Below are 12,331 nucleotides of genomic sequence, written 5' to 3'. Positions count from 1 at the left end.
GGTTTTCCGGCTAATGCTCCAGGATGGCAAGGAGGTGTACATTGTCAGAAGGTGCCATCTACGTTGACGACTCGGGGAACCCCGGTGCCGAGTCCGGATCTGACTTTCTACCCTCATCGCGCAAATCTTGGACCGCCGTCGTTGTGCCGTCGGTGATCGCCGGGACCGTGCAGACGGCCATGGAGATCTTCCTTGCGGGCGTGCGTGATGAGTTCGGTGCCGAGGAACTGCACTTCACCGAGATCTACAGCCGCGAGGGTCCGTGGAGGTCGGTAAACGTTGACAGGCGCGTGGAGATGATTGCCGTCATGGCTAATCTGATGGGTCGGTACGGCCTCCCCATCGTGCACCAAACCGTCAGTGACCAAACACTACTCGATCATCCGGATATTTGGCGGTCCTTTCAGGGCCGACGCGTCGGCGACTGGAACTTGAAGGACATCTCCCACGTAGGGCTCCTGTTCCTCTGCTCGCAAGTTTCGAAGCACATCCGCACCATGAAGTGCGATAGCCCCCAGGACTTCCAACTTCCCTTCCCGCTTTACGTCGACGAAGGAATCATGCCAGCGGGCGGCGAGCGCAAGCTTCCGAACTGGTCGGACGTGATAAAGGGGCCGACGGCCTGCTTCTGCAGATCGACCGATGTGCCTGGTATACAGTTGGCGGACTTCGCCTCCTTCATCATCACCCGGTCGCAGTGGGTCGCAGTCAAACGGAATCCGGGTCCGACATTCGGCAGGGCAGACGAGCTAATCCTGCGCGCCGCGGCGGGACTCAACATACTGAACCTGCCAACGCGGTGGACGACGCCGGGCGAGCTCGGGCGGGAGAACTTTGAGGACTGGCTTTCAACGGACAGGGTTGCGAAGGGTCTCCCGCCACGACCCCCTGACCGCAAATGACTGCAGCCGAGCTAGAAAATACCGGAGAGGGGGAAGCAGCGTACAACGGCCTAGTCAAGCAGCAGAAGAAAAGCTGCCACGAGCAGGTCCGGCATTACCCTACCGCCATTGCAAGTACCTGAAATCGGCCAGCCAAGCGCCGTTCACGAATGAGAATGAATGTATCGGAACTTGCGCAAGAATGCTTGCTGAAGCGCTGGTGACATCGTGAGTGCAAGGCCGTAGTCCGCGACATAGATGTCAATGAGATCCTGAAGGCGATCCCGGTTCACATATCGCCGCTGAAAATCCATGGCTAAACTACCCGCGCTCCCCGCCCACACCTTCCATTTGTTCTTTGTCTGAGCTTCATGCACGAGAGCACATCGGACATCCTTGTAGAACGTAGTGGATTCTGCCGCGGACGTGACCACGGTCGAGAACGGCGCTTCGTTCACCAAAAAATCGATATAGAGGTCCTTTGTCTGACTGTACTCATCGTTCTGACCCCACCCCGCGCCGAGCCGATAATTCCAGCCGCGCTTAAGGGCCGCGAGGAATTCGATAAGGGCGCACTGGATGGTCAGAATAGTGAAGCCTTCGCCTTGGTAAGGCCCGTTCTGCAGCATGCGTATTGGGTCCAAGTAGCGGTTCCGGATTCGCGCCTGCAGACATGTCTCAAATGCGGCCGCCCAATCATGGGCAGTCGGGGCGCCGATAAGGATAGCTTCTATGACCGGCCAATCGTTTGGAAATCTCATCTGCTTAATTCTCGACAAAGCGTCCCTCCCGCAGCTGCGGCACAGTATCGGTGCATATAACACAAGCTGGGAAGCCGAGGATGCCGCTGAAGGCGTTAGATATGGTATCGCCGTCCCACGCAGCGCGCCGGCAGGCCTTCCACTGAAGGCGCATCTGTCGGGGCGATCACCGTTGCTATAGGCATCCTAAACCCAAGAAATGTCGGCCCGTTAATCAACCAGCCCGGTCGCCGCCATCTAACGAGGTCATGAACTTACCGCATGAGCCTGCGCGGAGAATACCCGTCGATACACTCGCGCCGCAATCGCGATTGCATCGTCTCCGGGGTTTGCGATACCTGTTGGCTCGGAGAAGGGCATCGGGGGACACGTGGCAGCGGTTGAGACCAGTGACGACGAGGTCGCGGCCGGCCGCGCAGCGGCAGACCGACTGGCGCATGACTGGGACGATCGTGACTGGATCCCGGAGGCGCCGACTGCGGGGTGGGCTCGGGCGGCGATAACCCGTCTCGGCGAAATTATCGCTGCGCAGCCATCGATCCTCCGGGCCAGCATGAAGGGTGCTGGCAGGGGCGCGAGCACCCTCAGCCCCCGCCCGTTTCAGGGCATCGTAGAGTGTCTTCAGAATGCGGACGACTTGGGGGCGAGCAGATTGTGTGTCGCCTACCGTTCGTTTCCCCGCCCCGAGCTGTTGATCGTCCACGATGGTTCAGCCGTCACCCTCGCGCATGTCGGCGCGATGCTGCTTCCGTGGCTGTCGACCAAGGATGGCGACCCCGAAGCGTCCGGCCGCTTCGGGATCGGCCAGCGCACTCTGGGGTCGCTCGGTGGCCCGATCGCAATACACGCCCCGCCGTTCCACTTCGTAATGGGAGACGACGGTCCAGAGCCTTGCGATCCAGAGGCTGACGTAGCGGGGGTCTACGACGCGGCGCGACGGGACACGATGCTGGTGATCTCCCTCTTTCCCACAGTCACCAGCGAGAGCGTGGCGGAGGCAGTCCGCGAACTCGACGTCGACGCGCTGATCTTCCTCAAGAGCATCCGTTCGCTTCAATTCCGGCACCTTGGTGATCCGTCCCAGGATCTGGAGTTTTCGGTCGACGTGAAAGCTGCCGGGAAAAACACGATTGCCTTCGTCGACGAGGAAGCGACGGTTGAATTGTCAGAGGTCCATATCATTGCTTCTGCCGATGGGCCTGATGCGCGGTCCTACCGTCGGTATTCGACCCGGCGCACGGTCAGGCGGGGCGAGAGGCGATCGAACAAAGCAACGGGCGACACAACGCCGATCGGCATATGCGTGCCCGCGGACGGAGTGCGGACGCTGCGCCTATACGATCGGATGCCGCTGCCTGTGTTCACTGGACTCACCATCGGTCTGAACGCGCAGTTCGATCCGGACTCTGCCCGATCAATGCTCCAGCCCAACAAGTGGAACGAGGCGAGGTTCGTCGACCTGAGTAGGCTCGTTGCCTGGGCGGCACTTCAGGCCTTTACCCTGGACACCGCCGCTGCGTGGAGCCACGTGCCACTGAAGACCGAGGCAGATCAGGGTGAAGGGTGGACCCAGACTAGGATCAAGGAACTTGTCGCCTCCTGCCATGACGAGCTACGAGAGCGGCTTGCGGTCAGCACGGGCGCAGGCACAACGGCCCTCTCGGATCTCGTCTATGAGGATGAGGAACTCGAGCCCCTGCTCACGGAGCAGGACGTCGAACGCCTTCGACCGGACAGTGTGGCCATGCCGCAGGCCGGTCGCGACTCCGATGGCCGGTGGCGCCTCGTACTCGACGAGCTAGGCCAGTCCGAGGGTGTGGGTCTCGTTGACGCACTCAACGTCATCGATGGGGACGAGGGACGGAGCCCGGGATGGTATGTCACCTTCGCGGCGCTTGCCGAGGCTAATGGGTTGACGCGGGAGTTCGTCTCGCGACCGGGCATTCTGCTTGAAGACGGCACCGCCACCGTCCGCCCTCAGCAGACGGACACCTGGGTGCTGGTGAAGCGCGGGTCGCCGGACGCGTTGGCGACGCGTCTGAAACTCGCCCGCAGGATCCATCCTGCCTATATCGAGCCGGAATCGCCGGCCTCGGCATTCGTCGGCAAGCTGGAGAACTTGGGCGTCCTGTTCGACGACCGGGACGCCGAGGCCGACGTGTTCGCAATCCTCGGGCGGGGGCCAGCCACGGGCGCCGATGCCGCGATGACAGTGCGACTGGAGGATGGCGATCTCCTCGCCTTGCGGGACGCCTGGATCCAGCTGCCCCGCGACCGTCATTCCGCTCTTGGCCCCCAGATCGGGCGTTGCGTGGAGCTTAAGGCGACTTGGTACGGTCCGGACGGTCGACGTGAGTGCGGCTGGGCTCGGCCCGTCGAGATGTACCTCCCTGCCACAATTGACCGCGAGGTGGACAGCTTCGCGAAGGCCGCGGGGCGCGCCCCTGGCTTGAAATGGGCCGACTCGGAATATGGCAGGCTTCTCAAGCACCAGGCGGGCCGCTCGGCCATCGGCGCGCAACGGCTTCTTGCTGCCTGGGGGGTCGCGCGCGAGCCCCGCCTCGTCAAACCGGCGGACGAGCGCGCGTTCTGGACCCGTGACACGACACCGGCAAGCCCAGTGGGACCCATGCAGACCGCCGATCAGCTGCAGGCGATCCGCGCCGCCCATCGGAACACGCATCTGATCGAGGATCACTGGTCTCCGGACGTGGACGCAGTGGCGGCCGACATAGCGAAGGCACCCGTCAAAACACGGCGTAAGCGCGGTATCGCGTTGCTGGCCACATTGAGCCGCGGATGGGAGAGACGATACTCCGAGGCCGCAACCGCTTTCCCGGCTTTTGCTTACAACGGCCACTGGAACCGCAGCCCGGAGGTGCGCGCGACATGGCTAGCGCGCCTGTCCGATGTAAAGTGGATGCCGGACGCGGGCAGCGGATTGCAGCGCCCCTCGGACCTCCAGCTGCAAGTTCTGGGAAATGCGCCGCGACCGAGCGAGCGATCAACTACGATCGCGAAATTCGACAGCCAGATCCAACGTTCAGGCATTCTGGCCGCGCTGGGTGTCAAGGCTGGACCGACCCAGCGCGATCTGGTCGCCCGCCTCCAGGCGCTCCGCAAGGAGCCCGTGTCGGTTGCCGTCACAGAGGAGGCGTCGGCAACCTACCAGCTGCTGGCCGCCTCGCTTCGCGACCGGAGCGAGGGTGTCCCTGAAGGACGGATGTCGGCAGCGCAGCTGCGAAACGCTTTCCGGGCTGGGTCCGATGGCCCCGGTCTACTGCTGGTCGGCAGGCAATGGAACTCGCCGGAGCAGGTTCTGAGGGGGCCTCCTATCTTTGGCTCCCGCAGGGCGTTCGCACCGCACGTCGATGGACTTGAGTCCCTCTGGAAGGTGCTGGGTGTCAATCTGCCGACGGTCGCCGACGCAATCGCGGTTCTCAAGGAGATGGCCGACGCCCCCCCGACGCCAGGCGATCTAGGCGTCGCAATCCGCGCGATCACTCTCGTCGCGGGCGCCGTTGGCGATATGTCCACCCAGCTTCGGACGACGCTACGGCGGCTGCCGCTTTGGACCGGTCGGGAGTGGACAAGAGGTCGCCCAGTCTACGCGCTAGAGGGTGAGGCGCTCTTGGCGAGCGCACCCGCTGATATGAGGGTCTGGCGACCCGGCCTGACTTCCTTCACGCTACTCGAGCCGCTTCTTGATTCGTTGGGTGTGGTGCGCCTGACCCCGTCCGACTTCCGGGCCGCCTCGACACCCGCCTACGGTATGGTGGAGGGGGAGGCGCTACGGCCGACCTTCTCGGGCGCCGTCTCGCTGCTGAAACAGGAGCTGGTCCGTGCAGACCAGGCCCTGTTCGACTCGCTGACGGTCGACTGGGACGAATTGCTTGCAGCGCCCATAGTGATCGATCCTGAGCTCTCAATCGTCGCGACGCTCGCATCTGGGCAGATCGCGTTGCCGGCCCGCGCGCACATGGGACGAGAGCCCCTGCGCCTCATAGTCAAGGATGCGAAGGATTTAGCCACGGCTGAGGGGGCTGGCGCCGCTGTCGCGTCTCTTTTTGCTGGTGACAGGCAGAAGTCGGCCTGGGCCTGGGCGGCGGTGTGGCCGCGCGCCATGGCCGGCGAGCAAGCGGAAGGTGCCGTACTGCCGAAGACGCACGCGGACCGCGGCGACGCGAAGGAACGGCTCGAGAAGCTCGCGAAGCAGGCTGCACAACGGAAGGGCAAAACGGACAAGGGGGAGCCCAAAAAGGGCGAGCAGACCAAGGCAACCCGCAACCAGCCGGTTCAGGTCCGCAAGCTGCGGGAGCTGGATGATCTGGAGCCATCGGTCGGCATGATCGTGAACGAAGGGGCGAAGCCTTCCGGTGACTTGGTATTCGCCAAGCGGCGCAAGACCAAGGAGCGCAAATTCACAACTGGAAACGGCAACCAAGAAAAGACCGGCAGCCCACCGGTCCGCACGGTGCTGCCTCCGAGCAGCGATCGAGAGAGGATGGCGCTCGACGCGGTCCGCCGGGCGCTGCGATTAGAATCGCAACAGCTCAACGACCTGCGCGCGGCACGAGGTTTCGGCGTAGATGCGATCGACGAGCTGCGGCAATGCTACGAGATCAAGATGAGCTCAAGCGCCGGGATGCCAACAGAGATCACACTGACTGCCAGCGAGGTCGAGGCAGCGCGGAACGATCCGGACTTCTTCCTCGCGATCGTCAGCGGGCTGGAGGATGGCGCCGGAGAGCTCCGCGTTCGCTTCATCTTCGACCCGTTGGGCACTCTTGACGTGAGGATACGTAGCGACCTGACGTTGACCGGTGTTGATAAGGCGGAGGCGCTGGAGTTCACCTTCCAAAAGCGGCGTCAAGAGGACGCGAAGGTCTGAGACGTTAGCGGCCGCTCAGGGATGCCGGGGAGTGACTCGATTTCTGGTCGATTGGCTGCCCGCCGGGCGCATAATGATCGAGCATACCGCGAAAGCCTGAAGCCACCCTCCACGAAATTCCATTTTCACCGTCATCGGTCAAAGTGTGGGATGATGCGGTTCACGATGACAGCCGATTCAACCTCAAGGAAAGGCAGGACCGCCCGCATAGCGCAAACGTATTCGACATCGGAATGCGTTTTTACCTGACTTCGGATTGCCCGCTCGAAGCGGGACAGAGAGACATCGTCAAGCAAGTACTGCAGGCGAAGCCGTTCGACCGGCTGCATATCTGCAGCTTCAAGACGATTGGAGCTGAGACGCAGTCGGAACTCGTCAACAGGGTTTTTCTGTTCGACCGGCTTGCACGCATTTGCAAAATTCAACCGCTGCATCACGTCCGTCAATTCCTGTGGCCGGGACACACCTGCGCGAGCTAGAATTTCAGTCTGCTCATCGGTGTATTCTCCAGAGCCTACGGTTTCTTCCATCAGAGTTTCCTTAATTATTAGCCGGCGCGGCGTCCCGCCGAGCGGAAATCGCGCTCCCGAGATCCAGGCCATTCAGAGTCGAGTTGTTGGAGGTTTCGACGAGACTGCCCCGCAGTGATCGTCAGGGGAAATATAGTCTAAAACGAAAGAGCCGTCACGCTATTTTGCGAGACGGCTCAAGTTAAGTGAGTATGACTCACGGGTATCTCCGTTGCTGAGCGTCCACGTTGGCAGACCTAGAGAGTTCCTTCCTGAAGCATTGAAAGAAGCCTGAGGGCGTCGTCCGTTGCAGGCGATGGCTGAAATGTCTCTGGATTGCGTGCAAATCGTTCTTTGACGAAACCGATGAGCGTTCTGTAAGCCCAGTCCTCCTTTTCCGGAGATTGCGCGAGGCCGGATGCTCTGCGGACCAGATACTCTCGTTGGCGAATGCCTATCGGAGCATCAGCGACTAGGAGGCTGCGCAGTTCAATAACTGCAATCCTCGCGTTTATTTTCGTTTTCAGATGGCTTGGTCGACGCAAGGATATCTCTCCAGATTTGTCCGCGAGATTGTGGGTGTAGTCGAGGTTTTGGTTTTGATGCGCGGGTCTGCTTTGCATAGCGAAAAAGCAGTCGACGCAGATCACCAGGCGACAGGTGCTGCAGTTACGCATGGTCGCATCCCATCTTTTTCGGTCCGCTCGCCATTTCGGTCAGGATCGCATGAAGGGCCTTTCCGGCGAGGCGGCTGTGAGCAGCATCGATGTAGTGCTTCTCCGTCATGGCGAAGGACGCATGGCCCAACAGGTCCTTGGTTACTCTGACATTTTGAGGATCGGCTGCCAGAATGAAATTCGCAACCGCATTGCGAAACCGATGTGGGCTAACAGCCGCGCCAAGCGCGCCATGCGTCCAACGGATAGTACGCCGCCGGATCATCTTGTCGGTCATCGCTCGCCCGATGGAAGTCCAAAGCCAGTCGTGATCTACTGCGTTCGGGAACGCGATGCGGAAGCGATCGAGGTATACATCCATCGCTTTCGACAAGCGCTCCGACAGCAAATACTCGTGAGCCCGACGGGTTTTGGTGAGGTCCTCCGTTACGGTGATTGCCCATAGCTCGCCGATCTTGCGAAGGTGTTCTTCGATTCGCAGCTGTGAAAAGGCCCGCCGCCGCATCGGGGCCTCGACAAGCGTTGCGATCAAAAGCCCATCCCGATACATCACCGCCGCACTTTTGGTTACGAACGCAGCGCGCTCGACCTTGGCTTTCGCCTTGTCCATCAGCCTAAGGCCGAGGGCATAGAGATCGCTGCTCAACACTATCGGATGCATTATTGGTTGTGCGGACCGATTTATCCGGCGAGCAAGGCGATATAGCCAATCCCAATCCACCTCAGGATACATGGAGCGGACCGTATAGAAGAGACGAGCAAGCTGATGAACGATCGTTGTGTCGCGGCAGTTCTCGCGGAGATACGCCACGTAGTCCTCGATACGTTTTCGCGTAAGCCGGTCCGGTGCGGGGCGTTCGAGACATTCCGGCTCCAGCAGATCCAGGAAGCCGAGCCACTGACCATAAGCGGCTTTACGTCCCTGTCGTGTTGCAGCGGATAGGTGAGATCCCGGTGTGTCGTCGAAGATATCGACGCTGGTAAAGCAAGCAGCCCAGACTTGGCGGTCTTGCTCAGGCCAGGAACAAAATGGGAGAGCAAAATTCAGGTGCTTAGTCATCTCTGCCTTCCTCATGCTGCCGACGCCTGGTTTTGCCGGCGGATCTGGTTGCGTTGCGCGCAGCAAGAGCCTGCCCGAGCAGAGTTTGATGATGTCGTCCGGCGCGAATTGTGTCGACGCCGGCATAGAAGGTCGCCGTAGTCGCCAGCGATTTATGTCCAAGCAAATGTTGGACAACGACATGCGCACCGGGATTGTTGTCGAGAATGAACTTCGCCGCCAGGTGCCGGAAGGCGTGTGGGTTCATGTGGATACCGACGTAAAGTTTGAAATAGCGCGCGATTAGATAACGCGTACTGCCCAAGACCTTCACGTCACCATCAACATTGCAGAACAAGAATTTTGGCCTGCCACCGAGCACCCGTGGAGCAATAACATCGCGATACTCAACCAATCGATCAACGAGCGGGGACGGGATCTCGTATTCCACGGCGGCACCCGTCTTGGTTTCTTCCGCCGAAAAGGCGAGCGTGGAAGTCCCGCCTTCACGGATTATAAGATGTTGATCGAAGGCGAGTGCGCACAGATTGCCAAGACGCACCGGCAGAAACATCAAAATGTTGATGCCAAGTGCGGCTTGGGCCTCAGCGAGCCGGTGTCGACCGTTCTTGGTGCTCGACCTCACGTCCGCCCACATGCGCTCGGGAGCAGTGAGCAGTCGATCCGTGAGTGTGCCTTCGTCGAATTGGGTGATCAAAAGCTTATTCTTGCGCGACATCTCGAACGCAATCCTGGGCATCTTGTTCTTGATGAGCCTCAGTTCAGCCAAGGTACCGGCATCGACCTTTACCCATTCGCTTGCAATCTGAAGGAGGTTTATGGCCATGCCGAAATTGTCATACGTCGGCTTGCCACCAGCCACTTCATAGCGACGCCGCAGAATGCTGCGAAATGCTTCGACGGTGACGAGATCTGCGAGCTTGCGAACCGAAGAAGGCTTGATGCCGGTTTCGACCAAGGCATTCGCAGCCAGATGGATTCGTCGCAACGCCACGTCGAGCGATGATTGCTTCAGCCGTACGGGGCGCGCATCGTCGGCGAACACGTCCTCGCCATGTGCCCACTTCGCAAAAGCATTCCAGTCAGCGAGAAAGCACTGCGGAAACTCCGACAGTGGTATCCGTGTCAGGCGAAGCCGCGATGGTGGCACGGTGACTTTTTGCAGTCCCCTGTTTGGGAATTTGTCGACGACATCGTTCCAGTATTTCGTCGTTGCGCGTCGAACCTGATACTGGTTTGGGCGAAGGGAGCTGGCAGCCATCTCTGTCATGACGCGGTCGATGACTGCGTCCTCGACAGCTTCAGGTTTCAGTCCATTCCGGTTGCACCAGTTCATAAGGCGTGAGAGCCCGTTCCGCTGGGCATCGGTCGTCAACGCATCGTAGATCGATACCCAAGCCGCATCCTTGGGCTGGCCCCGAGACACCGTCCGAACAATGCCAGGCGTCAGTTCGCTGATTGTGAGCGCTTTGAGGCACAGGCTCTTTGTATTGGCCAGTGTCTTGGGCCTGATCCCTAGGGCCGCGGGATGAATTGTTTCGAACAGAGCCGCAAGCCCGGGCACGGTGGCACCAATATCCTTGAGGCTTTTGCCGGACCAGTTTTCCAAACTACGAAGTGCCGCTGTCAGCGCATCGCGCTTTTCTACCGGGCCGAATCGGTCGTTGGCGATCGTTGCCCTCACATCAGCGAGGGTTGGGATAAGAACGGTAAATTGATTCATAGTCAGTTCTCCTTCAGTTGGGTTGCACGTTCAGTTCCCAAACGTGCGGTTGAAGGAGCGAATTTCGGGAACACCTCTTTCTACGAAACACACAAACTCATCGTAGAAAGACCATTCCCTGCAAGCGTCCGGACGGTATCCGCATTTGCCTGTTTGTCGCTCCTGACTGAGAGGGGCCCCCTTCAGTCGAGGCGAAGTTCGTCCGGCGCAGCGGTTAAGTCAAATTAAAGACGTTGTTAAGGTAAATCAGGAAACTACGCCATTTACCTTAGTGGTATATAGTTAATATCAACTAGACCTAAGTAATAGTGATATAGATATCAAACTATAGTTAGAAAAACTACTATGAAAACGCGAGTAAGACGTCAATCATTGAGCTTGCGGCCACTAAGTTTCCTTAGTCGACGGAAAAAGGGTCTGCGCGGGAGTCGACGGAAAAAGGGTCTGCGCGGGAGTCGACGGAAAAAGGGTCTGCGCGGGGCCGCAAATCATGGCGGTATAAAAGCCCCCATGATAGGATTCCCAGGTCCCCCGAGGTTAGTTTCTGGAAATGGCAGGAGAGCGATCAATGGGTTTATCGCGCACTCGTCATCCGCCCGTATTGGCCGCTTGCTCTGCCTTAGCGGATTGCAAGACAGTTCCTTGGCTTGTTCGAGTGCCAATGCTCTATCGACCTCCAACGAGATCGTGGCGCTAATCAACCGATCGAGACATCCGCTCCATTCAAGTAAATACAAAAGTTCGCCAGCGATGCTCCTGACGGTTGAGCGCATCGGATGCAACATTCTGACGCACAAGACAAAGCCCTTCACTCTTTGCAGCTGAGAGAACGATAGGGTCCGGATGCATATGTGCGAGGCCCGCTGGTTCATCAGGCACCGGATTTCTAAGGGCAATCGCCAGGGTGCCGTGCGGCTCGAGTAAGCTTGCCATTGCCGCGAAGCTCCGTCCTAACTGCTGCGCGGGTATCAGCATCAGCACCGCAGAGCACAAGATGAATGCGTAGCGTTTATTTTGGGCACGGACGCGTGCAAGATCAGGCAGCCGGTCGTCGATCCACTCAACTTTACCGTTGTTTTGCGCCAGCTGGCGAAACGCCGCAGATGGTTCGACGGCGGTAACCTCTAATCCGCGCGCAGCGAGTGCTCGGGCATCGCGCCCGCTACCCGCGCCTATGTCGAGTACTGCGGCACCAGCGGCCGGGAGAAAACCCGCGAGGTCGGGATGAACGCTGTCGAAGGTCACGCCGTCGTACCGTCGCGCGAAGGCACGCGCATGCCGATCATAGTACTCGACCGAGTCTTGAGATTTGGTGTGGGCTATCATGGCGTTTTGACTGCGCCGTCCACAGGCTCGTTCGCCGGAACTGCCGCATGTGGGGTACGTGGATTTGCGGATGGCAGTAGCTCCGCCGAGCCGGCTTGGGTGAAATATTTTTCTGGGCTCGCGCTCGCAACGAACGATCCGATCGCCGCCATTAGAAGAAGCAGGGAAAACAGGATGACGATTGTGAAATCGAACCTGACCTTGTGGAGATTGTCTAGCCTGCGAATATCGGCAAGCACGCTCTGCATGACAAGTCGCAGGCGCACCAAGGCGCCGATCATGATGAGATTGGCGAGGCCCGCGAAGACGAGGAGCATCGAGCGGGCGCTTAAGCTCATGTCAAAGCTTGCAACGGCGAACCACAGACCGCCCGTTAACGTCATGATGATCAGGGGCGACTGCCAAAGGAAACCGTTCAGGGAACGAAAATCCTGGCAGCGCTGGTCATAAATCACCGCGTGATCTACAGACATAGTCATGCCTCGCACAGCTCGTTTGTCGCA

General features: G+C 59.5%; 9 protein-coding genes. 2 read left to right on the top strand and 7 right to left on the bottom strand.

Translation table 11 applies throughout. The features are described from left to right. The first annotated feature begins 41 nt into the window (after window positions 1–41). A complete protein-coding gene (locus NKK51_RS19720) occupies window positions 42–902 on the top strand; it encodes a DUF3800 domain-containing protein (RefSeq protein WP_352554333.1) in 861 nt (286 codons plus the stop codon). Window positions 903–1,045: 143 nt separating this feature from the next. Here NKK51_RS19720 and NKK51_RS19715 read toward each other — a convergent pair whose 3' ends face one another. Further along, complete coding sequence (locus NKK51_RS19715) at window positions 1,046–1,510, bottom strand: hypothetical protein (protein WP_352554332.1); 465 nt, start codon at window positions 1,508–1,510, stop codon at window positions 1,046–1,048. 502 nt (window positions 1,511–2,012) lie between these two features. On the opposite strand from NKK51_RS19715, the gene NKK51_RS19710 reads away from it, so the two are divergent. Beyond that, window positions 2,013–6,533, top strand: coding sequence for a hypothetical protein (locus NKK51_RS19710; RefSeq protein ID WP_352554331.1), 4,521 nt, complete (start codon window positions 2,013–2,015; stop codon window positions 6,531–6,533). A gap of 131 nt (window positions 6,534–6,664) precedes the next feature. Here NKK51_RS19710 and NKK51_RS19705 read toward each other — a convergent pair whose 3' ends face one another. From NKK51_RS19705 to NKK51_RS19680, 6 genes are all read right to left on the bottom strand, one after another. After that, window positions 6,665–7,063, bottom strand: a complete 399-nt coding sequence (locus NKK51_RS19705; protein WP_352554330.1) for a hypothetical protein — start codon at window positions 7,061–7,063, stop codon at window positions 6,665–6,667. 236 nt (window positions 7,064–7,299) lie between these two features. Next, on the bottom strand, window positions 7,300–7,719 hold the full coding sequence (locus NKK51_RS19700; RefSeq protein ID WP_352554329.1) for a hypothetical protein: 420 nt from the start codon (window positions 7,717–7,719) through the stop codon (window positions 7,300–7,302). Beyond that, window positions 7,712–8,779, bottom strand: a complete 1,068-nt coding sequence (locus NKK51_RS19695) for a tyrosine-type recombinase/integrase (RefSeq protein ID WP_352554328.1) — start codon at window positions 8,777–8,779, stop codon at window positions 7,712–7,714. The genes NKK51_RS19700 and NKK51_RS19695 overlap by 8 nt, the downstream gene beginning before the upstream one ends. Beyond that, a complete protein-coding gene (locus tag NKK51_RS19690; RefSeq protein WP_352554327.1) occupies window positions 8,772–10,502 on the bottom strand; it encodes a tyrosine-type recombinase/integrase in 1,731 nt (576 codons plus the stop codon). The genes NKK51_RS19695 and NKK51_RS19690 overlap by 8 nt, the downstream gene beginning before the upstream one ends. Window positions 10,503–11,225: 723 nt before the next feature. Next, entirely contained in the window at window positions 11,226–11,828 is a 603-nt protein-coding gene (locus tag NKK51_RS19685; protein ID WP_352554326.1) for a class I SAM-dependent methyltransferase, read from the bottom strand. Continuing rightward, window positions 11,825–12,301 (bottom strand): hypothetical protein, encoded by a 477-nt coding sequence (locus NKK51_RS19680; protein WP_352554325.1) that lies wholly within the window; start codon window positions 12,299–12,301, stop codon window positions 11,825–11,827. Before NKK51_RS19680 ends, NKK51_RS19685 begins: the two co-directional genes overlap by 4 nt. Window positions 12,302–12,331 lie beyond the last annotated feature (30 nt).

Origin of the sequence: Mesorhizobium sp. M0011 (genome assembly GCF_040324155.1) — a bacterium.
Lineage (GTDB): Bacteria > Pseudomonadota > Alphaproteobacteria > Rhizobiales > Rhizobiaceae > Mesorhizobium.
This window is presented reverse-complemented; position numbering and strand designations above follow the sequence as displayed.